Origin of the sequence: Streptomyces sp. NPDC004266, from assembly GCF_042874095.1 — a bacterium.
GTDB lineage: Bacteria > Actinomycetota > Actinomycetes > Streptomycetales > Streptomycetaceae > Streptomyces.
Genome location: NZ_JBIAMM010000004.1, coordinates 452,495 through 474,852 on the forward strand (window position 1 = coordinate 452,495; position 22,358 = coordinate 474,852).

Below are 22,358 nucleotides of genomic sequence, written 5' to 3' on the forward strand. Positions count from 1 at the left end.
CGCTTTTTCTCGGTCCGACTGTGTCCGGTGAGGTCTGGCTGGCTGCTGGAAGAAAATCTATTGATCTCGTATTCGGGAGCCGTCCGCTCCCTGTCACAGCCGCGTGACAGGGATCACCACGCCGAGGGACCCCCTGTGACCTCGGGCTCGATGAACGGGCTCCCCTGTACAGGTCGCTACGCGCGTAGATATGCTCGACTGGTGACCATGCCCACCACTGCACCCGCAGCTCTCGCATTCGCCGACGTGACCGCGTCCGACAGTGCGCTGCGCCGCTTCCTCCACGGGCTGCCCGGCGTCGACGCCGTCGGCCTGGAGGCGCGCGCCGCGTCCCTCGGCACCCGCTCGATCAAGACCACGGCCAAGGCGTACGCCATCGACCTGGCCATCTCCATGATCGACCTGACGACGCTCGAAGGCGCGGACACCCCGGGCAAGGTCCGGGCGCTCGCCGCCAAGGCCGTCAACCCCGATCCGACCGACCGCACGACCCCGAAGACCGCCGCCGTCTGCGTCTACCCCGACATGGTGGCCACCGCCAAGGCCGCCGTCGCGGGCTCGGGCGTCAAGGTCGCCTCGGTCGCCACCGCCTTCCCGGCCGGGCGCGCCGCGCTCCCCGTGAAGCTGGCCGACACCGCCGACGCCATCGCCGCCGGCGCCGACGAGATCGACATGGTCATCGACCGTGGCGCCTTCCTCGCCGGCCGGTACATGGAGGTGTACGAGCAGATCGCCGCCGTCAAGGCCGAGTGCGGCGACCGCGCCCGCCTCAAGGTGATCTTCGAGACCGGCGAGCTCTCCACGTACGACAACATCCGACGCGCCTCCTGGCTCGGCATGATGGCGGGCGCGGACTTCATCAAGACCTCGACCGGCAAGGTCGCGGTCAACGCCACCCCGGCGAACACCCTCCTCATGCTGGAGGCGGTGCGCGACTTCCGCGCCCAGACCGGCGTGCAGATCGGCGTGAAGCCGGCCGGCGGCATCCGCAACACCAAGGAAGCGATCAAGTTCCTGGTTCTCGTCAACGAGACCGTGGGCGAGGACTGGCTGGACAACCACTGGTTCCGCTTCGGCGCTTCCAGCCTGCTCAACGACCTGCTGATGCAGCGCCAGAAGCTGGCGACCGGCCGTTACTCCGGCCCCGATTACGTGACGGTGGACTGATCAACATGGCATCTGCATTCGAGTACGCACCGGCACCGGAGTCGCGCTCGGTCGTCGACATCGCGCCGAGCTACGGCCTGTTCATCGACGGCGAGTTCGTCGACGCCGCCGACGGCAAGGTCTTCAAGACCGTCTCCCCCTCCACCGAGGAGGTGCTCTCCGAGGTCGCCCAGGCGGGCGCCGAGGACGTGGACCGCGCCGTGAAGGCGGCCCGGAGGGCCTTCGAGAAGTGGTCGGCGCTGCCCGGCTCCGAGCGCGCCAAGTACCTCTTCCGGATCGCCCGGATCATCCAGGAGCGCAGCCGCGAGCTGGCCGTCCTGGAGACCCTGGACAACGGCAAGCCGATCAAGGAGACCCGCGACGCGGACCTCCCGCTGGTCGCCGCGCACTTCTTCTACTACGCGGGCTGGGCCGACAAGCTCGACCACGCGGGCTACGGCGCGAACCCGCGCCCGCTCGGCGTGGCCGGCCAGGTCATCCCGTGGAACTTCCCGCTGCTGATGCTGGCGTGGAAGATCGCCCCGGCGCTCGCGACCGGCAACACGGTCGTGCTCAAGCCGGCCGAGACGACCCCGCTCTCCGCCCTGTTCTTCGCGGACATCTGCCGCCAGGCCGGGCTGCCGAAGGGCGTCGTCAACATCCTTCCCGGGTACGGGGAGACGGGCGCCGCGCTGGTCGAGCACCCGGACGTGAACAAGGTCGCCTTCACCGGTTCGACGGCGGTCGGCAAGTCGATCGCCCGCTCCGTCGCCGGCACGCACAAGAAGGTCACCCTCGAACTGGGCGGCAAGGGCGCCAACATCGTCTTCGACGACGCCCCGATCGACCAGGCCGTCGAGGGCATCGTCAACGGCATCTTCTTCAACCAGGGCCAGGTCTGCTGCGCGGGCTCGCGCCTCCTCGTCCAGGAGTCGATCCAGGACGAGCTGCTCGACAGCCTCAAGCGCCGCCTGTCGACGCTCCGCCTCGGCGACCCGCTCGACAAGAACACCGACATCGGCGCGATCAACTCGTCCGAGCAGCTGGCCCGCATCACCTCCCTGGTGGATCAGGGCGAGGCGGAGGGCGCCGAGCGCTGGACCGCCGCGTGCGAGCTCCCGTCGGCCGGTTACTGGTTCGCCCCGACGCTCTTCACGAACGTCACGCAGGCGCACCGGATCGCCCGTGACGAGATCTTCGGACCGGTCCTCTCGGTGCTGTCCTTCCGTACGCCCGACGAGGCCGTCGCGAAGGCCAACAACAGCCAGTACGGCCTGTCGGCCGGCATCTGGACGGAGAAGGGCTCCCGCATCCTCGCGGTGGCCAACAAGCTCCGGGCCGGCGTCGTCTGGGCCAACACGTTCAACAAGTTCGACCCGACCTCGCCCTTCGGCGGCTACAAGGAGTCGGGCTTCGGCCGCGAGGGCGGCCGCCACGGTCTGGAGGCCTACCTCGATGTCTGACGCGAACCGTCTGAGCGTCTTCAAGACCTACAAGCTGTACGTCGGGGGCAAGTTCCCCCGCTCCGAGAGCGGCCGGGTGTACGAGGTGACGGACTCCAAGGGCAAGTGGCTGGCGAACGCCCCCCTCTCCTCCCGCAAGGACGCCCGTGACGCGGTCGTCGCCGCGCGCAAGGCCTTCGGCGGCTGGGCCGGCGCCACCGCGTACAACCGCGGCCAGATCCTCTACCGCGTCGCCGAGATGCTGGAGGGGCGCAAGGGCCAGTTCGTGCACGAGGTCGCGCACGCGGAGGGCCTGTCCAAGAACAAGGCGGCCGAGGTCGTCGACGCGGCCATCGACCGCTGGGTCTGGTACGCGGGCTGGACCGACAAGATCGCCCAGGTCGTGGGCGGCGCGAACCCGGTCGCGGGCCCGTACTTCAACCTGTCGACCCCGGAGCCGACGGGCGTCGTGACGGTCGTGGCCCCGCAGGACTCCTCCTTCCTGGGCCTGGTCTCGGTGATCGCCCCGGTGATCGCGACGGGCAACACCGCCGTCGTCATCGCCAGCGAGAAGGCCCCGCTCCCGGCACTCTCCCTGGGCGAGGTCCTGGCCACCTCCGACCTCCCCGGCGGCGTGGTCAACATCCTCTCCGGCAAGGCCTCCGAGATGGGCCCGCACCTCGCGGCCCACCAGGACGTCAACGCCCTCGACCTGACGGGCGCGACCGACGGCGACCTCGCCCGCGACCTGGAGATCGCGGCGGCGGACAACCTGAAGCGCGTCCTGCGCCCCCGTACCGAGGACTTCACCGAGTCCCCCGGCACGGACCGCATGACCGCCTTCCTGGAGACGAAGACGGTCTGGCACCCCACGGGTTCGCTGGGCGCGAGCGGCTCCTCGTACTAGTCCCACCGCGACGGGCCCCCGGGCAGCAGCACTGCCCGGGGGCCTTGCGCATCCCCGCTATCGACCGCAGGATCCGTTCATGCTGAGGGGATTGATCAAGGGAGACAACGCCTTCGTGCCGACGGCCGCGCTGCGCGTCACCGTCCGGAGCGGGGTGGACGTCGCGGCGCTGCTCGTGACGGAGCAGGGCAGGGTCCGGGGGGACGCCGACATCGTGTTCCACGGCGCTCCGGCGCACCCGTCGGGCGCGGTGCGGCTGTCCGGCGGCGCGGACGGCGACGAGGAGGGCACGGTCCGGCTGGACGCCGACCTCACGGGCGTCGAGGAGGGGATCGCCCGCGTCCTGATCGTCGCGTCGACGGAGGAGGGCGCGCTGCGGGACGCGCACGGCCTGTCCGTGGAGGTCTCCGGGCCGGACGGCGGGACGGTCGTGGCGTACGAGGTCACCGACGCGGGCTCCGAGACGGCGATGGTCCTCGCGGAGCTGTACCGCCGCTCGGGCGGCTGGAAGTTCCGCGCGGTCGGCCAGGGGTACGTGGACGGGCTGACGGGCCTCGCGGTGGACCACGGCGTGGACGTGGGCGAGGAACCGCGGGAGGCCCCGGAACGGATCCCGGCCCCCGCCCCGCCCGCCGCTCCTTCCGACGCCCCGGCCCAGGGCATGGGCCTCACCCGGGACCAGCTCCTGGACATGACCCCCGACCAGATCCGCGCCCTGGCCCGGAACCGGACCCGGGCCCAGGCCGAGGCCCCCGTGGCGGCGTCTCCCCCGCCCGCGTCGCGGCCCGACCCGTCGGTCTGGACGTGCGGGCCGGTCTTCACGCCGCGCACCGTCACCGGCCGGGACAACGACGTGATCACCGTGAAGGACCTCCCGCCCGGCCCCGTCATGGCCGAACTGGCCGTGAAGGGCGGCGGTTACACGGGGCTGTGGCCCCTCGACGACTCCAACGCCAAGGGGCGCGCGGTCGTCAACAGCACGGAGAAGGACTTCCGGGGCCGGGTGATCACCTCCGTCCCCGAGCACGGGCGTCTGCGCCTGCGGCTGGAGGCGAGCGGGTCCTGGCAGGTGCGGATCCTGCCCCTGTCGGAGGCCCGGCGACTGACGGAGGACCGGCTGGAGAGCTGGGGCCCCGACGTCCTGCTCCACACCCGGGGGACGGCCGACGTCGCGTTCCGCTACAAGGGCGGCGGCAACTTCATCGTCCACGTGTACAGACTGGCGGGACACACGGACCCCACCACGCTTCCGAGCCCCGGAAGAGCCGCCGTCAACGAGATCGGCGCACGCAGGGAGACCCTGCCGCTGCCCGAGGGCCCGCTCCTCGTCCACCTGTCCGCGGCGGAAGGCCCCTGGGAGGCGCGCCTGAAGGACGTGCGGCCCCACAGCGGCGGCCAGGACGCCGGCAGCCCGGCCGGAGCGTCCGCGCCGCCCCGCGGGGCACTGGGCTGGCTGCGCCGGGCGAAGCGCTGAGCGGCGTGCCCGCTACGGCAGCAGCCCCCGCGTCACGCCGCCGACCACCGGCAGGTCGGCGACCGCGCCGCCCTTCGTGACGTGGTCGGTGACCAGGTGCGTGCCGACCGGCTTGAAGTCGGCGACCTGCGTGCCGAGGCCGTTGTCGAGCGGATCGACGCCCGTGTTGGCGAGCGGGTCGAGCTGAAGCCGGGTCAGCGGGCCCACGCCGTGGGTGACACCGTCCAGTGCGCCCGCCCCGGCCGCACCGGCGTCCGTCCGGCTCAGCGAGTCCAGGGGCAGCGGCACCGGGGCGGCGGCCTGCGCCCCGGCACCCGCGCCGATCACCGCGGCGCCCGCCGCCGTGACGGTGAGACCGGCCTTGAGCAGGGCGCTGCGGCGGGGGGTCCGGGGGGCTGCGTGACGCGCCATGGAGATCCTTCCAGGGGGTGAGCGAGCGGGCACCGACAGTAGTGGAGGTGTGATGCTCGATACCAACGGCCTTCCTCGGTGGTCCCCTGGACGGGGGAATGCCTCACACTGGTGTTCCGTGAGTTCCCAACCGATCCCGACCCGGGTCGTCCTGCTCGCGGGCCCCTCCGGCTCCGGCAAGTCGTCCCTCGCCGCCGTCGCCGGCCTTCCGGTCCTGCGCCTCGACGATTTCTACAAGGAGGCCGACGACCCGTCGCTGCCGCTCGTCGACGGCTCCACGGACATCGACTGGGACTCCCCGGCGTCCTGGGACGCGGACGTCGCCGTGGCCGCGATCGTCGAGCTCTGCCGTACGGGGCGGACCGACGTCCCCGTGTACGACATCGCCACCAGCTCCCGCGTGGGCCGTGAGCCGCTCGACATCGGGCGGACCCCGCTCTTCGTGGCGGAGGGCATCTTCGCGGCCGAGATCGTGACCCGCTGCCGCGAACTGGACGTCCTCGCGGACGCGCTGTGCCTGCGCGGCCGCCCCTCGACGACCTTCCGCCGCCGGCTCCTCCGCGACCTCCGCGAGGGCCGCAAGTCCGTCCCGTTCCTGCTGCGCCGCGGCTGGCGCCTGATGCGCGCCGAGCGCGCGATCGTCGCCCGCCAGACCGCCCTGGGGGCGCACCCCTGCGCGAAGCCGGAGGCGCTGGGGCGGCTGGCGGCAGCGGCGGCGGGCCGCCACCGCACCCCCGTCTAGACCCGGGCCCACAACGGCCGAAGCGGGCCGTACGAGACCCCCGGACTCGTACGACCCGCTTCGCTTTTCCCCGTACCCCCGTACGGTTCCCCCGTCTTTCCCCCGTACCCCCGAGGCCCCGTCTCCCCCGTGGCCCCCGCGGGTGCGTCCCCCCGACCTTCAGGCCACCAGCTCGCCGAAGGACTCCTCCTCGTCACGGCCGAAGCTCAGCACCTCGTCCTCGCGCAGTCGCCGCAGCGAGCGCCAGATGCTCGACTTCACCGTGCCGACACTGATGTCCAGGATCTCCGCGATCTCCGGATCGGTCCGGCCCTCGTAGTAGCGCAGCACCAGCATCGTCCGCTGGAGCTCGGGCAGGCGGGCCAGGGCCTGCCACAGGACCGCGCGCAGCTCGGTGCCCCGCATCGCGTCCGTCTCGCCGACCGTCTCCGGCAGCTCCTCGGTCGGGTACTCGTTGAGCTTGCGCCGGCGCCAGGCGCTGATGTGCAGGTTGGTCATGGTGCGACGCAGGTATCCGCCGACGGCGGCCTTGTCGCTGATCCGGTCCCAGGCGCGGTACGTGGAGAACAGCGCGCTCTGGAGCAGGTCCTCGGCCTCGAAACGGTCACCGGTGAGGTGGTAGGCGGTGGCGTACAGGGAGGCACGACGCTCCTGGACGTAAGCCGTGAACTCGGCTTCCGAACAGCCGGAGCGCTCCCCCGTGACCTCCCCGTACGCCGCTCCCCCGTCAGCAACGGCCACCATGTACGGCGCCTTGCGCTGACGCCCGACGCCGCGAACGCACCCCCGTCCGTTCACACCGCCGGACTTCTCCGTGCTCCGCACGACGTCGTGGAGACGCGTGACAACTGCGCTTGAGGTGGTGCTGTGCAGTGCGTTCATCTCGCGCCCCCCGTCGGTTGGAGTGTGTTTCGGTCCGTGTGCCAAGAAGCTTGCCCCCCGGACTTCATGGCGTTGTCCGCCGACTGTCACAGCCGTGTCACAGGGAACGAGACGGAAGCGAGTCCGGGAGCGGTCGATCTCGGACGGCCCATGCGACAGAATGTCGCCGTGCCTTTTCTGCTGCTGATCGAGGACGACGACGCCATCCGCACGGCCCTCGAACTCTCCCTGTCCCGGCAGGGCCACCGGGTGGCCACCGCCGCGACGGGCGAGGACGGTCTCCAGCTGCTGCGCGAGCAGCGGCCCGACCTGGTCGTGCTCGACGTCATGCTGCCCGGCATCGACGGCTTCGAGGTCTGCCGGCGGATCCGCCGGACCGACCAGCTGCCGATCATCCTGCTGACCGCGCGCAGTGACGACATCGACGTGGTCGTCGGCCTCGAGTCCGGCGCCGACGACTACGTCGTGAAGCCCGTGCAGGGGCGGGTGCTCGACGCCCGCATCCGGGCCGTGCTGCGGCGCGGGGAGCGCGAGTCGACGGACTCGGCGACGTACGGCTCCCTGGTGATCGACCGCTCGGCTATGACGGTCACGAAGAACGGCGAGGACCTCCAGCTCACCCCGACCGAGCTGCGGCTGCTCCTGGAGCTGAGCCGGCGGCCCGGGCAGGCGCTGTCCCGCCAGCAGTTGCTGCGGCTCGTGTGGGAGCACGACTACCTGGGCGACTCGCGGCTCGTCGACGCCTGTGTGCAGCGGCTGCGCGCCAAGGTGGAGGACGTGCCGTCCTCGCCGACGCTGATCCGTACGGTGCGCGGCGTCGGCTACCGGCTGGACGTTCCTGCGTGAGCAAGGGGATCTACGCGCGGCTGCGGTTCTCCAGCCTGCGGCTGCGGCTCGTCGTCGTCTTCGCCCTCGTCGCGCTCACCGCGGCCGTCGCCGCCTCAGGCATCGCGTACTGGCTCAACCGCGAGGCGGTGCTGACGCGTACCCAGGACGGGGCCCTCAACGACTTCCGGCAGGAGATGCAGAACCGGACGGCGACGCTGCCGCTCCGGCCCGCCCAGGACGACCTGCGGCGGACCGCCGAGCAGATGGCGTCCGGCAGCGCCGCGAACTACCAGGTGCTGCTGCTCGGCGAGCGGGACGCGGGCAAGCCGATCGTGGGCGCCTCGGACCCGGACGACTTCACCCTGGCCGACGTGCCGCGCTCGCTGCGGGAGGCCGTGGACACGAAGCGGCCGGTGACGGAGGCCAACCCGTATCCGTACCACCTGTTCTGGCAGCGCACGGAGCGGAACGGGACGCCGTACCTGGTCGGCGGCACGCGGATCGACGGCGGCGGGCCCGCCGGGTACATGTTCAAGTCGCTGGCCGCGGAGAAGGCCGATCTGAACTCGCTCGCCTGGTCGTTGGGGATCGCCACCGCCCTCGCGGTGGCCGGGTCGGTGCTGCTCGCGCAGGTCGCGGCGACGACCGTGCTCCGCCCGGTGCACCGGCTGGGCGAGGCGGCCCGGCAGCTCGGCGAGGGCAAGCTCGACACCCGGCTGCGGGTCTCCGGCGCGGACGAACTGGCCGACCTCTCCCGCACGTTCAACAGCGCGGCCGAATCTCTGCAGAAGAAGGTCGCGGACATGAGCGCCCGGGAGGAGTCCTCGCGGCGCTTCGTCGCCGACATGTCGCACGAGCTGCGGACCCCGCTGACCGCGCTGACGGCCGTCACCGAGGTCCTGGAGGACGAGCAGGACTCCCTGGACCCGATGATCGCCCCGGCGGTGGCCCTCGTGGTGAGCGAGACCCGGCGCCTCAACGACCTGGTGGAGAACCTGATGGAGGTGACCCGCTTCGACGCGGGCACCGCGCGGCTCGTCCTCGACGACGTGGACATCGCGGACCAGATCACCGCGTGCATCGACGCGCGGGCCTGGCTGGACGCGGTGGACCTCGACGCGGAGCGCGGGATCGTGGCGCCGCTCGACCCGCGGCGCCTCGACGTGATCCTGGCGAACCTCATCGGCAACGCGCTCAAGCACGGCGGTTCCCCGGTGCGGGTCTCGGTCCGCACGGAGGAGGACGAGCTGGTCATCGCGGTACGGGACCACGGCCCCGGCATCCCGGAAGAAGTGCTGCCGCACGTCTTCGACCGCTTCTACAAGGCGAGCGCGTCCCGGCCGCGGTCCGACGGCAGCGGGCTCGGCCTGTCGATCGCCATGGAGAACGCGCTGATCCACGGCGGTTCGATCACGGCGTCGAACTCGGTCGGCGAGGACGGGAAGGTCGACGGCGCGGTGTTCGTGCTGCGGCTGCCGCTGGACGCCTCGGGAATCACGCGCGAGGTGCAGACCCGCAGCAGCCAGGGCGAGGTGGAGGAAGCGTGAGGCGTCGCGTCTTTGTCCTGGCGGTCGCGCTCACGGCGCTGGCCACCGGCTGCGGCATCCGGACCACGTCGGTCCCGGTGGACGCGGGCGCGGCCCCCTCCCGGGTGCCGTGCAGCATGACCGAGGACGGCACGACGGAGGCGGCGGCGCAGGGCGTGCCGGTCCGGGTGTTCCTGGTCTGCGGGTCCCAGCTGGAGGCGGTGGACCGCCGGTCGCCGCTGCCGGAGGAGAAGGCGGGCGGCGATCCGGTGCGGACCGCCGGGCGGCTGCTCGCGCAGCTGCTCGCCGAGCCCTCGGAGGGCGAGCGGCAGGCCGGCTTCACGACCGAGGTGCGCGGGCCGCTGACCGTGGGCGGCGGGCACCGGGGCGACCCGGCGGGCACGCTGCGGCTGAGCCGGCAGCCGGAGGACCTGGCGCCGACGGCGCTGTCGCAGCTGGTCTGCACCTTCGCGGAGAGCTCCGCGGGGGCGGGCGGCCACACGGTCCTGCTCGGCGGGCCGGGGGCGTACGCGCCGAAGCGGTACCGGTGCACGACGGAACTCCGCGAACGTCCCGACTCCACCCCGCCGACGGCCCCGCCCCCGACGCCGACGACCCCCTGACCCCACCTGCCGGGGCGGTGCCCCGGCCCACCTGCCGTGTGGGCAGTCGTCCCGCTGGGCGGTGCCCCTCCCGCACCCGCCCGTGTGGGCAATCGTCCCGCTGGGGCGAGGGGGCCCCTGCTCGAGCGAAGCCGAGAGCTTGGGGGAGGGTGGGCACACGGGACGGCGCCCTTCGCAGCGCCTCCGCGTTCCGCGCCCGGACCCGCACCACTTTGCGCGGCGCACAGCCGGTGCGGGTCCAGGCACGTGAGCCTCTGGCGCCGGCAAGGGCGCCGTCCGTTGTGCCCACCCGTTCCGCCCCTTGCGGAACGCCTGCCCACAACGGGGGCGCGGGGTGGGCGCGGCCCGCGGCGGGGTGGGTCAGAGTGCGGCGGAACCGATTCCGCTGTTCGCCGCGTCTTGGGGGACGTGCAGCGTCAAGGTTCGGGCGGCAGTGCCGCCGTGGTCGTCCGCGTGGCGGGGTTCGTCCTCCTCCTCGCGCATCTGCTGCTCGTCGCCTGGGTCAGTCTGCGTCCACGGGACGTGGCCTGGGTGACCGCGCCGAACACGATCCCGATGCACGGCCTGCGGACCGTCCTCGCGCTGGGCTGGACCGAGGCGGCCCGGCTGATCGGCGAGGGCCTGCTGCTCCTGGCCCCGCTCGGGGTGCTGCTCCCGATGGCCGACGGACGGCTCCATGTCTCCGGGTGGGCCTCCCTGACCCGTACCACCGCCGCGGGCGCGCTGGTGTCGCTGGCCGTGGAGCTGCTGCAGACCGCGGTGCCGGGCCAGGTGGTGGACGTGGACTCGGTCCTCCTGAACACCGCGGGGGTCGCGCTGGCGCACCTCCTGGTGGTCCCGGCCGGCCGGACCCGGCTGCGCCGCAGGTGGGAGGCGGGGAGGTCGTCCTCCTCCGCGGGGAGCACTCCGGACGGGGGCGCCGCCCTGCTGCGGAACGAGGCCCCTCAGGGTGCGACCCCGACGATTTCCAGGGTCCCGATCGCCCCGTAGACCGACGCTTCGTCCCCTGTCCGGCGGGAACATGGAGTCATCGGGAGCCCGGAAGAGCGACTCCCGGACCGACTCCGAAGGAGCCCACCATGGCCGCACTGACCCGCCCCCGTGACGGACGCGTGCTCGGCGGAGTGTGCGCGGCGCTGGCCCGGCGCTTCGGCACCTCCGCGACGACGATGCGTGTGATCTTCCTGGCCTCGTGCCTGCTGCCGGGCCCGCAGTTCCTGATCTACCTGGGCCTGTGGATCTTCCTGCCGGCGGAGAAGACCGCGAGCACGGCCTGGTAGCCGTCGCACGAGCACGCCGAAGGGGCGCGCACCCGGATCACGGGTGCGCGCCCCTTCGGCGTGCGGGGGCCGGGGTCAGCCGAGCGGGAGGCCGTTGAGCGGGAGGCCGCCGAGGAGGCCGCCGAGCGGGGTGGCGCCGAGGCCGCCGGCGGCGGCGTCGAGCGGAAGGTTCTGGGTGGCCTGGCCCGCGGCGGCCGGAAGGGTCTTCACGCCCTGGTCGACTCCCTGGCCGAGGGCGCCCTGGCCGGCACCGAGGGACTCGGCGGCGCCGTCGGGGAGCGTGGTGAGGCCGTCCCCGAGCGGGACGGCCTGGGTCACCGTGCCCAGCGCGTCGGCGTCGAGCGGCAGGGACGGCGCTGCGGAGGCCGTGCCTGCGGCGGCGGCGGCGAAAGCGGCACCGAGGGCGGCGACACCGAGCTTCTTGGCGGCAGACTGCTTCATCAGTAAATCTTCCTTGGGGAATCCGGGGGCTTCGGGGAAAAGCCGGGAGGGGAAATCCTGGGAATCGAGAGCGGCTCTGCAACCTAACCAGCGAACGTCGCCTTCGCAAACACCGGAAAGCGGCCGGGTGTCGCCTCCCCCCGGCCGCCCTCCTCCCCCTCACGGGGCGCTTTTCAGCCCGTCGCGCGGGAAGACTCGCTGGTCGTGGCGGTCTGCTGGAACAGCCATTCGGACTTCAGCTCGGCATATCCCGGCTTGATCACCTCGTTGATCATGGCGAGTCGTTCATCGAAAGGAATGAACGCTGATTTCATCGCATTGACAGTGAACCACTGCATGTCGTCGAGCGTGTAGCCGAAGGCGTCGATCAGCAGCTCGAATTCCCGACTCATGCTCGTCCCGCTCATCAGCCGGTTGTCGGTGTTGACCGTGGCCCGGAAGTGGAGCGTGCGGAGCAGGCCGATGGGGTGCTCGGCGAACGAGGCGGCGGCGCCGGTCTGGAGGTTGGAGGAGGGGCACATCTCCAGCGGGACGCGCTTGTCGCGGACGTAGGCCGCGAGGCGGCCGAGGCGGACGGAGCCGTCGTCGGCGACCTCGATGTCGTCGATGATCCGGACGCCGTGGCCGAGCCGGTCGGCGCCGCACCACTGGAGCGCCTGCCAGATGGAGGGCAGACCGAAGGCCTCGCCGGCGTGGATCGTGAAGTGGTTGTTCTCCCGCTTCAGGTACTCGAAGGCGTCGAGGTGCCGGGTGGGCGGGTAGCCGGCCTCGGCGCCGGCGATGTCGAAGCCGACGACGCCGGAGTCGCGGTAGCGGTTGGCGAGTTCGGCGATCTCCAGGGCGCGGGCGGCGTGCCGCATGGCGGTCAGGAGGGCGCCGACCCGGATGCGGTGACCGGCGGCCCTGGCCCGCCGCTCGCCCTCGCGGAAGCCGTCGTTGACGGCCTCCACGACCTCTTCGAGGGTGAGTCCGCCCTCCAGGTGCTGCTCGGGGGCGTACCGCACCTCGGCGTACACGACGCCGTCCTCGGCGAGGTCGACGGCGCATTCGGCGGCGACGCGGAAGAGGGCGTCCCGGGTCTGCATGACGGCGCAGGTGTGCGCGAAGGTCTCCAGGTACCGCTCCAGGGAACCGGAGTCGGCCGCTTCGCGGAACCAGATGCCGAGCTTGTCGGGCTCCGTCTCGGGGAGCTGCTCGTAGCCCTGCTCCCGGGCGAGTTCGATGATCGTGCCGGGGCGCAGTCCGCCGTCGAGGTGGTCGTGGAGCAGCACCTTCGGGGCACGGCGGATCTGGTCCGCGGTGGGGACGTTGGGGGTCTGGCTCGTCATCTCCGCACTGTAGCCCCTACGCGCGTAGAACACCTCTCGCGGCGCCTGATTTCTTGTGGCGGGGCGAGGGACCGCGCACCTAGCCTGCCCGCATGACCTCCACCTCGACCACGGCCGCGTCCGAACTTCCGCGCGTGCACCGCTTCTTGTCCGAATTCCACCGGCGCCAGGCGGCCCGCACCGTCGGCTTCCCGGGCGCCTTCGCGGTGCTCGACGACGCCTACGCGAACTCCCGGGGGAACAACCACCTGCTCGTCGACGGAGCCGTGGACCCGGAGGCGCTGCCCGGGTACGCGGAGGAGGCGCTCGGCCATCTCCCGTACCGCTGCGTGTACGTCCTCGACGAGACGGTCGCCGCCGCCTGCCGGGCTCCGATGGAGCGGGCCGGGTACCGGCACGCCACGACGATGCTCATGGCGCACACCGGCCCGGTGCCGGAGCACGGCGGGGCGGCGGAGGTCGACTTCGACGAGCTGCGCGAGCCGGTGGCGGCCTCCTGGCCGCGGTTCGCCCCGCAGGCGCCGCCGGAGCACATCCGCGACCTGGTGGAGCGGCGGGTGGCGCGCCGGCGCGGCGCCGACGACGTGCGCTTCTTCGCGGCGCGCACCCCGACGGGCGAGGTGGCCGCGTGGGTCGACCTGTACATGGACCCGGCGACCGGCACGGCGCAGATCGAGGACCTGGTCACCGTGGAGGCCCACCTCGGGCAGGGGTACGCCGGGAAGGTGCTGGACACGGCGCTGCGCGAGGCCGCCGACGCGGGCTGCTCGACCCGCTTCCTCACCGCCTTCGCGGACGACTGGCCGCGCCACTGGTACGGCCGGAAGGGCTTCGCGACCATCGGCTCGGTGGCCCGCTTCGAACGGATCCGGGAACGGGCCTGACGCGCACGCCCGTTCGAGCCGGCGCGGCGATGCGTAACAGTGACCGCGCGTACGGCTGGCGTACACCTCCGCTTCTGAGACTGTTCTGTCATGGCGCACTTCGCACTCGTGGGGCCGCCCGAAGCACGGAGACCCCGGCTCGGACGGCCTGTTGGAGGTTCCCGCACGTCGGCGGCGGTGGGCGGTGTGGTGCTGCTCCTGCCGGACGGTGAGCCGGTGTCGGCGCGGCGGGCCTCCGCGCGGGCGCACGCGGCGATGCTTCCGCTGGGGCGCGGTCTGGCCCGGGCGGGACGGTCCGAGGAGCTCGTCGCGCACGTGGTGCGCTACCGGGCGCGCGGCTGGAACGGGGCGAACGCGGACCTCGTGGCGGACGCCTCCTGGGCGGTCGCGGAGGCGGTACGGCGCTACGGCGACGTGCCGGTCTGCCTCCTCGGTCACGGGATGGGGGCGCGGGCGGCGCTGCGGGCGGCCGGGCATCCCGCGGTCGCCGCGGTGCTCGCGCTCGCGCCGTGGCTGCCGGAGGACGACGTGGCGGCGGAGCCGGAGCCGGTACGGCAGCTGGTGGGGCGCAGGGTGCTGCTCGTGCACGGCACGAACGACGCGCGGACGGATCCGGAGCTGTCGTTCCGGTTCGCCGAGCGGGCGAAGAAGGCGAACCGGGACACCTGCCGCTTCGAGGTGCACTCGGACGGCCACGCGCTGCGCCAGTACGCGGCCGAGGTCCGGGCCCTGGCCGCGGACTTCGCGCTGGGCGCCCTCTTCGGCCGCCCGGTCGCCCGGCCGGTGACCGACGCGATGGCGGCTCCCCCGCCGCTCGGCCTGCGGATGCCGCTGGCGGCGGGGTTCGGGGGCTCACGCCGGAGGTGACGGCTCCTTCGGGAGGAGGTGGCCGCGCCTGCTCAGCAGGAACTTCTTGAAGGCGGCCACCGGGGCCGTGTCCGGGTGCCCGTCGAGCCAGGCCACGCCGATCTCGCGGACCGCCCGCGGCGCGGTGACGGTGAGTTCCACGACGCCGGGGCGGGGGACGGCGGGCGGGGGCAGCAGGGCGACGCCGAGGCCGGCGGCGACGAGGCCGCGCAGGGTCTCGGCCTCCTCGCCCTCGAAGGCGACCCGGGGCTTGAAGCCGGCCTCCGCGCACAGGTCGTCGGTGATGCGGCGGAGCCCGTATCCCGGCTCCAGGGTCACGAAGGTCTCGTCCGCGGCCTCGGCGAGGCGCACCCGCTTGCGGCCGGCGAGCCGGTGGTCGTCGGGGACGACGAGCCGCAGCCGCTGCTCGTCGAGGCGCCGGGCGACCAGGTCGGGGGCGTCCGGCACGGGCGAGGTCAGGCAGAGGTCGAGGTCGCCGGCCCGCAGCCGCTCGATCATGGCCTCGCCGTAGTTCTGGACGAGGGTGAAACGGATCCTCGGGTGGTCGACGCGGAAGGCGCGGATGAGGCCGGGGACGGTCTCGGAGCCCATGGTGTGCAGGAAGCCGAAGGCGACGCGCCCGGCCGCCGGGTCGGCGTCGGCCCGTACGGTGTCGGCGGCCCGCTCCACCTCGGCGAGGGCGCGCTCGGCGGCGGTGAGGAAGCGGCGGCCGGCCGGGGTGAGGGAGACCGTGCGGCCGCGCCGGGCGAAGAGGGTGACGCCGAGGTCCTGTTCGAGCCGGACCATGGCCCGCGAGAGCGTGGACTGCGGCACGCCCATCTCGGCCGCGGCGCGGGTCACGTGCTCGTGCCGGGCGACGGCGGCGAAGTACGCGAGCCGCGGCGCCAGCAGCGGTCCCATGTCTTCTTCGTTACTGTTCGGTGACAGGCGAGGCTGTGACCTGTACTCATGCACCATGGGAACGATTACAGCAGTTCCGTGCATTGGACGCATGAACCGGACCGGCCTACGTTCGTGACATGCCTCCCGCCAGTACCAAGGCGGCCGCCACCACCGCGTCCGCCGACACCCGCCTCGCCCCCGGCACCCCCGGCCACCGCCGGATGAGCCTCGCGCTCTTCGCCGCCGGACTGGCCACCTTCGCCCTCCTCTACTCCACGCAGGCCCTCCTCCCGGCCATCTCGGCCGAGTTCGGCGCCACCGCCTCCGCCGCCTCCTGGACGGTCTCCGCCGCCACCGGCGCCCTCGCCCTCTGCGTCCTGCCGCTCAGCGCCCTCTCGGAGCGCTTCGGGCGGCGCGCGATGATGACGGCCTCCCTCTCGGTCGCGGTCGCGGTGGCGCTCCTGGTGCCGTTCGCCCCGAACCTGGCGTCCCTGATCGCGCTCCGCGCCGTCCAGGGCGCCGCGCTGGCCGGCCTCCCGGCCTCCGCGATGGCGTACCTCGCCGAGGAGGTGCGGCCCAGGGCGCTGATCGGCGCGATCGGCCTCTTCGTGGCGGGCAACTCGATCGGCGGCATGAGCGGACGGCTCGTGACCGGCTGGGTCTCCCAGCTGTGGGGCTGGCGCGCCGGCCTGGCCGCCGTCGGCCTGACCTCCCTGGTCTGCGCGCTCGTCTTCCGGGCGCTGCTCCCGAAGGCCCGGCACTTCACCCCCGGCACGCTGAACCCGAAGTCGCTGGCCCGGACCGTCCGGGGCCACCTCTCCGACCCGCTGCTCATGCGTCTGTACGTGATCGGCGCCCTGTTCATGACGGTCTTCGGCGCCGTGTACACGGTGATCGGCTACCGCCTGGTGGAGGCCCCGTTCTCGCTGCCGCAGGGCGTGATCGGCTCGATCTTCCTGATCTACCTGGTCGGCACGGTCTCCTCCGCGGCCGCCGGCAAGCTCGTCGGACGGCTCGGCCGGCGCGGGGCGCTGTACCTGGCGGTCTCGACGACGGCGGCGGGCCTGCTGTTCTCGCTGTCGGACTCCCTCGCCCCGGTCCTGGTGGGCCTGGTCCTGATCACGGCCGGCTTCTTCGCGGGCCACGCGGTCGCCTCCTCCTCGGTGAGCCGCACGGCGAAGACGGGCCGCGCGCAGGCCTCGGCGCTGTACCAGTCCGCGTACTACCTGGGCAGCAGCGCGGGCGGCACGCTCGGCGCGATCGCCTTCCACGCGGGCGGCTGGGCGGGTACGGTCCTGATCGGCCTGGTCGCGGTCCTCGGAGTCGTCTCGGTCACCCTGTACGGCTCGCACAGCGCGCGCGTCGCGGCCCGGCGCCCGCATCCGGCCACCGCCTAGGACTGACCGGGAACGCGTGGTTCCCCTTCTGGCCTGCAACCGCCACACTCCCCCGTACGTCCTCAAGGACAGGGACTCAAGGGGGAGTTGACGATCATGAACAGAGTCACTCGACGGATAGGCAGGAGAGCGGGCATCGCCGCCGGCATCACGTCGCTCGTGGTGCCGATGACGATCGCGCTCGGTACGGCCCCGGCGCAGGCGGCGTCCTGCAACGTGACGACGGGGCCGTACCAGAAGCAGGTGGAGAAGTTCCTCGGGCGGCCGGTCGACGGGCGCCAGTCGCTCGCCGACTGCCAGGCCACCCAGGCCTTCCAGCGCAGGCACGGCATCACCCCGACCATGGGGTACGCCGGGCCGGTCACGTGGCGCACCATGAACACGATGCTCCAGCAGAGGGCGGCGGGCACCAACCCCAACCGCTCGGGAGCCTGCCCGACCAACAAGGGCCGGATCGCCTGCGTCGACCTGACCCGCCAGCTCAGCTGGATCCAGGACGGCGCGCGCCTCAAGTACGGGCCGGTGCCGGTCCGCACGGGCAAGGACGGCACCGAGACCCGTACCGGTCTCAAGAAGATCTACTGGCGGAACATCAACCACTGGTCGACGCTCTACCACGTCTCCATGCCGTACTCGCAGTTCTTCGACGGCGGGCAGGCGTTCCACTCGACGACCAAGTCCATGTGGAACCCGCCGGGTTCCGGCGGGTGCGTCAACATGACGTCGAAGGACGCGAAGGCGTACTGGAACCTGCTCAGGAACGGCGACGACGTCTTCGTCTACGGGCGCAAGCCGGGAACCTGACCCCGGCTGTCAGTCGGCTGCGGTAGCTTCCCTCTCACCGGCACCGAACGGGTGCCGGTGAGGGGTGAGTGGGGTGTGGACCCGATGAACGACGTGGTGACCGCGACGACCGACGATCTCGACAAGTACCGCAGGGAACTGACCGGTTACTGCTACCGGATGCTCGGCTCCTCCTTCGAGGCGGAGGACGCGGTGCAGGACACGATGGTCCGCGCCTGGAAGGCCATCGACTCCTTCGAGGGCCGCTCCTCGCTGCGGTCCTGGCTGTACCGGATCGCCACCAACGTCTGTCTGGACGCGCTGAACGCCGGCAACCGGAGGGCGCGGCCGATGGACCTGACCTCGCCGACGCCGGTGGCGCAGGCACAGCTCGTCAAGCAGCCGGAGATCACCTGGCTGGAGCCGATCCCCGACGGCCGGGTCCTGCCGTCGGCCGGCGACCCGGCGGAGACGGCCGTCTCCCGCGAGACCGTGCGGCTCGCCTTCGTGGCCGCGCTCCAGCACCTGCCGCCTAAGCAGCGGGCCGTGCTCATCCTGCGCGAGGTCCTCGCGTGGAAGGCGAGCGAGGTCGCCGAGCTCCTCGGCACCTCCGTCGCCTCCGTCAACAGCGCGCTCCAGCGGGCCCGCGCGACCCTCGCCGAGCAGGCGCCGGCCGCCTCCGACCCGGCGAACCCGCTGGACGAGGAGCAGCAGGCGCTCCTGGAGCGCTACGTCGCGGCCTTCGAGGGCTACGACATGAAGGCGCTGACGGCGCTGCTCCACGAGGACGCGACGATGTCCATGCCGCCGTACGACCTGTGGCTCCAGGGCCACGACGACATCGTCGGCTGGATGCTGGGCGTCGGCGACGTGTGCCGGGGCTCGAAGCTGGTCGCGACCGTGGCGAACGGCTCGCCGGCCTTCGCCCACTACCACCCGGACCCGGCGGGCGGCTACAGCCCGTGGGCGCTGATCGTCCTGGAGCTGCGGGACGGCAAGGTCGGCGGGATGGACTTCTTCCTGGACACCGAGCGCTGGTTCCCGCTCTTCGACCTGCCGGCGCGGCTGGACGGCTAGAGCTCCAGGGTTTCGGCGAGGCCGGTCAGGAGGAGCAGGGCCCGCAGCTCGGGCCGCACCCCCTCGAAGCGGATCCGGTGGCCCCGGCGCCCGGCGGCGAGGCGCAGCCGGGCGAGGGCGTCGACGGCGGTGAGGTCGGCGTCCGCGAGCGCGCCGGCCTCGCAGACGACCTCGCCGGGCGGGGCGGCGGCGAGCTCGGCGCAGAGCCGGGCGACGTCCTCCCCGCCGGGCCGGGCGGGCAGGGTCACGACGAGGGGCTGACTGGTGTCCACGTTCCGTACGACCGTCCGGGTGCGCGGAACTCATCGCTAGGCTCGCGATCATGACTGTTGAGCCTGTCGAACTGGTGATCTTCGACTGTGACGGCGTGCTGGTGGACAGCGAGCGGATCTACTGCCGGGTGGACCGGGAGGTCTTCGCCTCGCTCGGTGCCGAGTTCACCGAGGCGGAGACGGCCGAGTACTTCGTGGGCTCCTCGCACGAGATGCTCACCGCGATCGTGGAGGAGCGGCGGGGCCGTCCCCTCGCCCCCGGCTGGCAGGCCCCCTTCCGGCAGCGGTACGAGGACGCCCTGGACGCGGAGCTGACGGCCGTCGAGGGCGTCGTCGACGTCCTGGACGCCCTGTCCGTCCCGTACTGCCTCGCCTCCAACGGCAGCCACCCCACCATCGGCAGGAACCTGGGCCGGGCCGGGCTGCTCGACCGCTTCGAGGGCCGGGTGTTCAGCGCCCGTGACGTCGCCCGGGGCAAGCCCGCCCCGGACCTCTTCCTGCACGCGGCGGCGGCCATGGGCGTCCCGCCGGAGCGCTGCGCGGTCGTCGAGGACAGCCCCTACGGGGTCCGGGCGGCGCGCGCCGCCGGCATGCGCGCCTTCGGCTACTGCGGCGGCCTGACCCGCGCGGACCGTCTCGTGGGCGAGCGGACGGTCGTCTTCGACGACATGCGCGAGCTCCCGGCCCTGCTGACGGGGGTCCTGCGATGACCGACTGGTCCCGGCTCTTCCACGCGTACGGGACGGCGACGGACACCGCCGGGGTCCTCGCCGGTCCGCTGGCGGCGGCCGGCGACCACCTGTGGTCGGCGATCCTGCACCAGGGCTCGGTCTGGCCGGCGACCCCGCCGGTGCTGCGGGCGGTGGCGGCACGGCTGCCGGAAGCCCCGGTCCTGGGCCTGTCCTTCGTACGGGACGTGGCCTCGGCGGTGCGCATGGGCTCCGGTGTCGAGGAGCTCCGCGCCCGGGTCGCGGCGGCCCCGACGGAGGCGTGGACCGTCGCGTACGCCGCCGCCGACGAGGACGACCAGGTCGACCGGTGGGGCGACGAGACCGGCGACCTGGTCCTCGCGGAGGCGGCCCTCGACTGCTGGGACCTGCTTCCGGAGCTCGTGGCCCCGGTGGCGGACTTCCTGGAGGACCCGGACGGGCAGGTGCGGGCGCACGCGTGGGCGGCGGTCACCGCCCTCCTGGCCCACCCGGACGCGGCGGACCGGGCGCCCGGGCTGCTGCCCCGGCTGGCGCGCCTCGCCGCGGCGGCGGAGTCCGTGGAGGAGCGCGCCTCGCTGGTCATGGACCTGGGAGGGCTCGGCGGCGACCCCGCGCCCTTCCTCGCGGACCCGAGCCCGCTGGTGCGATGTGCCGCGGCGATGACCCCGCCGCTCGCGGACGACCCCGCGGCGCACGAGGAGCTGCTGCGGATGGCGGTGACGCCGACCGGGTTCGACGCCCTGGCGGGCCTTCCCCGCTTCGGGGGCGAGCCGCCCCGCTGGACGCTGGTCGCGGTGCTGTGCGACCGGGTGCGGGACTTCTCCCGGCTGTACGGCGCGTCCCTCGCGGCCCTGCCCCGGGCCTTCCGCCTCGCCCCCTGTCCGGATCTGGGCCCGTATCTGAAGGTCGCGTTCCCCGCGGGGTGGCCGGACGGCCCGACGGAGGAGCAGCGGGGTCTCGCACGGGAGGTGGCGGCCCGGGAGGAGCTGTGGGGCCCGATCAACGGCAATCGCCGCATCACCCTCGGCGGCCTCGGTCTGCCGGACGACCGGGAGGCGTGGCGGGCGCTCGGCTGAGGACGGGGCGCGACGTGCCGGACGGGGCCGGTGGCGGTCCACCGGCCCCGTCCTGCCGGGGGTGTCGCGGGCGGATGCCTACGCGATGCGGTCCAGCACGATCGGGTCCGGGGTGAACGCCGTGCCCGGGGCCGCGATGTCCCAGGCCGACTCCAGGGACTTCAGGGCGTAGTCGAACTTCTCCGGGGTGTCCGTGTGGAGGGTCAGCAGCGGCTGGCCCTCCGTCACCGTGTCGCCCGGCTTCGCGTGGAGCTCGACGCCCGCGCCCGCCTGCACCGGGTCCTCCTTGCGGGCGCGGCCCGCGCCCAGGCGCCAGGCGGCGATGCCGATGTCGTACGCGTCGAGGCGGGTGAGGACACCGGTCGACGGGGCCGTGACGACGTGCTGCTCGCGGGCGACCGGGAGGGTCGCGTCGGGGTCGCCGCCCTGGGCCGCGATCATCCGGCGCCAGACGTCCATCGCCGAGCCGTCCTTGAGGGCCTTCGCCGGGTCGGCGTCCTTGATGCCGGCCGCGGCCAGCATCTCGGCCGCGAGGGCGATCGTCAGCTCGACGACGTCCTTCGGGCCGCCGCCGGCGAGGACCTCCACCGACTCGCGGACCTCCAGGGCGTTGCCCGCGGTGAGGCCGAGCGGGGTCGACATGTCGGTGAGGAGCGCGACGGTCTTCACACCGCTGTCGGTGCCGAGGCCGACCATCGTCCGCGCCAGCTCCCGCGCGTCCTCGATGTTCTTCATGAAGGCGCCGGTGCCGACCTTGACGTCCAGGACGAGCGAGCCGGTGCCCTCGGCGATCTTCTTCGACATGATCGACGAGGCGATCAGCGGGATCGCCTCGACCGTGCCCGTGACGTCGCGGAGGGCGTACAGCTTCTTGTCCGCCGGGGCCAGGCCGTCGCCCGCCGCGCAGATGACCGCGCCCGTGGTGTCGAGGACGTGCAGCATCTCCTCGTTGGAGAGCAGCGCGCGCCAGCCGGGGATGGACTCCAGCTTGTCGAGCGTGCCGCCGGTGTGGCCGAGGCCCCGGCCGGAGAGCTGCGGCACGGCCGCGCCGCAGGCCGCGACGAGCGGGGCGAGCGGAAGGGTGATCTTGTCGCCGACGCCGCCGGTGGAGTGCTTGTCGGCGGTGGGGCGGGAGAGCGCGTCGAAGTTCATGCGCTCACCGGACGCGATCATGGCGGCGGTCCAGCGGGCGATCTCCGTGCGGTTCATGCCGTTCAGCAGGATGGCCATGGCCAGGGCGGACATCTGCTCGTCGGCGACCGCCCCGCGGGTGTAGGCGTCGATGACCCAGTCGATCTGCTCGGGGCTCAGCTCGCCCTTGTCCCGCTTGGTGCGGATGACGGAGATGACGTCCATGGTGGTGCCTCTTTCTACGCGCAT

At 72.9% G+C, this 22,358-nt stretch carries 24 protein-coding genes; 17 read left to right on the forward strand and 7 right to left on the reverse strand.

Annotation, left to right across the window (positions count from 1 at the left end; all coding sequences use genetic code 11):
* Positions 1-207: 207 nt before the first annotated feature.
* The 4 genes from deoC (at position 208) to ACFYUZ_RS13320 (ending at position 4,969) form a co-directional block, all read left to right on the forward strand.
* On the forward strand, positions 208-1,167 hold the full coding sequence (gene deoC, locus ACFYUZ_RS13305; protein ID WP_389308433.1) for a deoxyribose-phosphate aldolase: 960 nt from the start codon (positions 208-210) through the stop codon (positions 1,165-1,167).
* A gap of 5 nt (positions 1,168-1,172) precedes the next feature.
* Positions 1,173-2,609, forward strand: coding sequence for an aldehyde dehydrogenase family protein (locus ACFYUZ_RS13310; RefSeq protein ID WP_389308435.1), 1,437 nt, complete (start codon positions 1,173-1,175; stop codon positions 2,607-2,609).
* Complete coding sequence (locus ACFYUZ_RS13315) at positions 2,602-3,495, forward strand: aldehyde dehydrogenase family protein (protein ID WP_389308437.1); 894 nt, start codon at positions 2,602-2,604, stop codon at positions 3,493-3,495. Before ACFYUZ_RS13310 ends, ACFYUZ_RS13315 begins: the two co-directional genes overlap by 8 nt.
* 79 nt (positions 3,496-3,574) lie before the next feature.
* Positions 3,575-4,969: a TerD family protein gene (locus tag ACFYUZ_RS13320; RefSeq protein ID WP_389308438.1), complete on the forward strand. Its 1,395-nt coding sequence runs from the start codon at positions 3,575-3,577 to the stop codon at positions 4,967-4,969.
* 12 nt (positions 4,970-4,981) lie between these two features.
* Here ACFYUZ_RS13320 and ACFYUZ_RS13325 read toward each other — a convergent pair whose 3' ends face one another.
* Positions 4,982-5,380 carry a hypothetical protein gene (locus ACFYUZ_RS13325; RefSeq protein WP_389308440.1) on the reverse strand — a complete coding sequence of 133 codons (399 nt, stop codon included), beginning with the start codon at positions 5,378-5,380 and terminating at the stop codon, positions 4,982-4,984.
* Between the two features lie 52 nt (positions 5,381-5,432).
* Between ACFYUZ_RS13325 and ACFYUZ_RS13330 the strand changes: the two genes are divergently transcribed.
* Complete coding sequence (locus ACFYUZ_RS13330) at positions 5,433-6,122, forward strand: uridine kinase (RefSeq protein WP_389308442.1); 690 nt, start codon at positions 5,433-5,435, stop codon at positions 6,120-6,122.
* A gap of 159 nt (positions 6,123-6,281) precedes the next feature.
* Here the strand turns inward: ACFYUZ_RS13330 and ACFYUZ_RS13335 are convergent, their stop codons facing one another.
* Positions 6,282-7,004 (reverse strand): SigE family RNA polymerase sigma factor, encoded by a 723-nt coding sequence (locus ACFYUZ_RS13335; RefSeq protein WP_030687432.1) that lies wholly within the window; start codon positions 7,002-7,004, stop codon positions 6,282-6,284.
* A 168-nt stretch (positions 7,005-7,172) separates the two neighbouring features.
* Here ACFYUZ_RS13335 and afsQ1 point away from each other — a divergent pair, with 168 nt between their 5' ends.
* The 5 genes from afsQ1 to ACFYUZ_RS13360 all read left to right on the forward strand — a co-directional run bounded on the left by afsQ1 (position 7,173) and on the right by ACFYUZ_RS13360 (position 11,261).
* Positions 7,173-7,850 (forward strand): two-component system response regulator AfsQ1, encoded by a 678-nt coding sequence (afsQ1, locus tag ACFYUZ_RS13340; protein WP_017239746.1) that lies wholly within the window; start codon positions 7,173-7,175, stop codon positions 7,848-7,850.
* On the forward strand, positions 7,847-9,379 hold the full coding sequence (locus ACFYUZ_RS13345) for an ATP-binding protein (protein WP_389308443.1): 1,533 nt from the start codon (positions 7,847-7,849) through the stop codon (positions 9,377-9,379). The genes afsQ1 and ACFYUZ_RS13345 overlap by 4 nt, the downstream gene beginning before the upstream one ends.
* Positions 9,376-9,981, forward strand: coding sequence for a hypothetical protein (locus ACFYUZ_RS13350; protein WP_389308445.1), 606 nt, complete (start codon positions 9,376-9,378; stop codon positions 9,979-9,981). The genes ACFYUZ_RS13345 and ACFYUZ_RS13350 overlap by 4 nt, the downstream gene beginning before the upstream one ends.
* 408 nt (positions 9,982-10,389) lie before the next feature.
* Positions 10,390-10,971 (forward strand): VanZ family protein, encoded by a 582-nt coding sequence (locus tag ACFYUZ_RS13355; RefSeq protein WP_389308446.1) that lies wholly within the window; start codon positions 10,390-10,392, stop codon positions 10,969-10,971.
* 89 nt (positions 10,972-11,060) lie between these two features.
* Positions 11,061-11,261 (forward strand): PspC domain-containing protein, encoded by a 201-nt coding sequence (locus ACFYUZ_RS13360; protein ID WP_389308448.1) that lies wholly within the window; start codon positions 11,061-11,063, stop codon positions 11,259-11,261.
* A gap of 75 nt (positions 11,262-11,336) precedes the next feature.
* Here the strand turns inward: ACFYUZ_RS13360 and ACFYUZ_RS13365 are convergent, their stop codons facing one another.
* Positions 11,337-11,702, reverse strand: a complete 366-nt coding sequence (locus ACFYUZ_RS13365; protein WP_389308450.1) for a hypothetical protein — start codon at positions 11,700-11,702, stop codon at positions 11,337-11,339.
* A gap of 173 nt (positions 11,703-11,875) precedes the next feature.
* Positions 11,876-13,030, reverse strand: coding sequence for an adenosine deaminase (locus tag ACFYUZ_RS13370; protein WP_389308452.1), 1,155 nt, complete (start codon positions 13,028-13,030; stop codon positions 11,876-11,878).
* Between the two features lie 92 nt (positions 13,031-13,122).
* Here ACFYUZ_RS13370 and ACFYUZ_RS13375 point away from each other — a divergent pair, with 92 nt between their 5' ends.
* Positions 13,123-13,914: a GNAT family N-acetyltransferase gene (locus ACFYUZ_RS13375; RefSeq protein ID WP_389308453.1), complete on the forward strand. Its 792-nt coding sequence runs from the start codon at positions 13,123-13,125 to the stop codon at positions 13,912-13,914.
* A gap of 90 nt (positions 13,915-14,004) precedes the next feature.
* Complete coding sequence (locus ACFYUZ_RS13380) at positions 14,005-14,781, forward strand: alpha/beta hydrolase (protein ID WP_389308455.1); 777 nt, start codon at positions 14,005-14,007, stop codon at positions 14,779-14,781.
* Here ACFYUZ_RS13380 and ACFYUZ_RS13385 read toward each other — a convergent pair.
* On the reverse strand, positions 14,767-15,738 hold the full coding sequence (locus ACFYUZ_RS13385) for a LysR family transcriptional regulator (protein ID WP_389308457.1): 972 nt from the start codon (positions 15,736-15,738) through the stop codon (positions 14,767-14,769). The genes ACFYUZ_RS13380 and ACFYUZ_RS13385 overlap by 15 nt on opposite strands.
* Positions 15,739-15,800: 62 nt before the next feature.
* Between ACFYUZ_RS13385 and ACFYUZ_RS13390 the strand changes: the two genes are divergently transcribed.
* From ACFYUZ_RS13390 to ACFYUZ_RS13400, 3 genes are all read left to right on the forward strand, one after another.
* Complete coding sequence (locus ACFYUZ_RS13390; RefSeq protein ID WP_389308458.1) at positions 15,801-17,060, forward strand: MFS transporter; 1,260 nt, start codon at positions 15,801-15,803, stop codon at positions 17,058-17,060.
* 96 nt (positions 17,061-17,156) lie between these two features.
* Complete coding sequence (locus ACFYUZ_RS13395) at positions 17,157-17,864, forward strand: L,D-transpeptidase family protein (RefSeq protein ID WP_389308460.1); 708 nt, start codon at positions 17,157-17,159, stop codon at positions 17,862-17,864.
* Between the two features lie 84 nt (positions 17,865-17,948).
* A complete protein-coding gene (locus tag ACFYUZ_RS13400) occupies positions 17,949-18,920 on the forward strand; it encodes a sigma-70 family RNA polymerase sigma factor (protein WP_389308462.1) in 972 nt (323 codons plus the stop codon).
* On the opposite strand, the gene ACFYUZ_RS13405 is transcribed toward ACFYUZ_RS13400, so the two are convergent.
* Positions 18,917-19,192 (reverse strand): STAS domain-containing protein, encoded by a 276-nt coding sequence (locus tag ACFYUZ_RS13405; protein WP_389308464.1) that lies wholly within the window; start codon positions 19,190-19,192, stop codon positions 18,917-18,919. The two genes, ACFYUZ_RS13400 and ACFYUZ_RS13405, sit on opposite strands and share 4 nt — an antisense overlap.
* 50 nt (positions 19,193-19,242) lie before the next feature.
* Between ACFYUZ_RS13405 and ACFYUZ_RS13410 the strand changes: the two genes are divergently transcribed.
* Both ACFYUZ_RS13410 and ACFYUZ_RS13415 read left to right on the forward strand, forming a co-directional pair.
* Positions 19,243-19,902, forward strand: a complete 660-nt coding sequence (locus ACFYUZ_RS13410) for an HAD family hydrolase (RefSeq protein WP_389308466.1) — start codon at positions 19,243-19,245, stop codon at positions 19,900-19,902.
* Positions 19,899-20,978 (forward strand): hypothetical protein, encoded by a 1,080-nt coding sequence (locus ACFYUZ_RS13415; protein ID WP_389308468.1) that lies wholly within the window; start codon positions 19,899-19,901, stop codon positions 20,976-20,978. Before ACFYUZ_RS13410 ends, ACFYUZ_RS13415 begins: the two co-directional genes overlap by 4 nt.
* A gap of 78 nt (positions 20,979-21,056) precedes the next feature.
* Here the strand turns inward: ACFYUZ_RS13415 and ACFYUZ_RS13420 are convergent, their stop codons facing one another.
* Entirely contained in the window at positions 21,057-22,334 is a 1,278-nt protein-coding gene (locus tag ACFYUZ_RS13420; protein ID WP_389308469.1) for a thymidine phosphorylase, read from the reverse strand.
* Positions 22,335-22,358: the final 24 nt, after the last annotated feature.

Coding starts and splice junctions, on each gene's coding strand:
- deoC (WP_389308433.1), top strand. CDS start 208: ATGCCCACCACTGCACCCGCAGCTCTCGCATTCGCCGACGTGACCGCG.
- ACFYUZ_RS13310 (WP_389308435.1), top strand. CDS start 1,173: ATGGCATCTGCATTCGAGTACGCACCGGCACCGGAGTCGCGCTCGGTC.
- ACFYUZ_RS13315 (WP_389308437.1), top strand. CDS start 2,602: ATGTCTGACGCGAACCGTCTGAGCGTCTTCAAGACCTACAAGCTGTAC.
- ACFYUZ_RS13320 (WP_389308438.1), top strand. CDS start 3,575: ATGCTGAGGGGATTGATCAAGGGAGACAACGCCTTCGTGCCGACGGCC.
- ACFYUZ_RS13325 (WP_389308440.1), bottom strand. CDS start 5,380: ATGGCGCGTCACGCAGCCCCCCGGACCCCCCGCCGCAGCGCCCTGCTC.
- ACFYUZ_RS13330 (WP_389308442.1), top strand. CDS start 5,433: ATGCTCGATACCAACGGCCTTCCTCGGTGGTCCCCTGGACGGGGGAAT.
- ACFYUZ_RS13335 (WP_030687432.1), bottom strand. CDS start 7,004: ATGAACGCACTGCACAGCACCACCTCAAGCGCAGTTGTCACGCGTCTC.
- ACFYUZ_RS13360 (WP_389308448.1), top strand. CDS start 11,061: ATGGCCGCACTGACCCGCCCCCGTGACGGACGCGTGCTCGGCGGAGTG.
- ACFYUZ_RS13365 (WP_389308450.1), bottom strand. CDS start 11,702: ATGAAGCAGTCTGCCGCCAAGAAGCTCGGTGTCGCCGCCCTCGGTGCC.
- ACFYUZ_RS13370 (WP_389308452.1), bottom strand. CDS start 13,030: ATGACGAGCCAGACCCCCAACGTCCCCACCGCGGACCAGATCCGCCGT.
- ACFYUZ_RS13375 (WP_389308453.1), top strand. CDS start 13,123: ATGACCTCCACCTCGACCACGGCCGCGTCCGAACTTCCGCGCGTGCAC.
- ACFYUZ_RS13380 (WP_389308455.1), top strand. CDS start 14,005: ATGGCGCACTTCGCACTCGTGGGGCCGCCCGAAGCACGGAGACCCCGG.
- ACFYUZ_RS13385 (WP_389308457.1), bottom strand. CDS start 15,738: ATGGTGCATGAGTACAGGTCACAGCCTCGCCTGTCACCGAACAGTAAC.
- ACFYUZ_RS13390 (WP_389308458.1), top strand. CDS start 15,801: ATGCCTCCCGCCAGTACCAAGGCGGCCGCCACCACCGCGTCCGCCGAC.
- ACFYUZ_RS13395 (WP_389308460.1), top strand. CDS start 17,157: ATGAACAGAGTCACTCGACGGATAGGCAGGAGAGCGGGCATCGCCGCC.
- ACFYUZ_RS13400 (WP_389308462.1), top strand. CDS start 17,949: ATGAACGACGTGGTGACCGCGACGACCGACGATCTCGACAAGTACCGC.
- ACFYUZ_RS13410 (WP_389308466.1), top strand. CDS start 19,243: ATGACTGTTGAGCCTGTCGAACTGGTGATCTTCGACTGTGACGGCGTG.
- ACFYUZ_RS13415 (WP_389308468.1), top strand. CDS start 19,899: ATGACCGACTGGTCCCGGCTCTTCCACGCGTACGGGACGGCGACGGAC.
- ACFYUZ_RS13420 (WP_389308469.1), bottom strand. CDS start 22,334: ATGGACGTCATCTCCGTCATCCGCACCAAGCGGGACAAGGGCGAGCTG.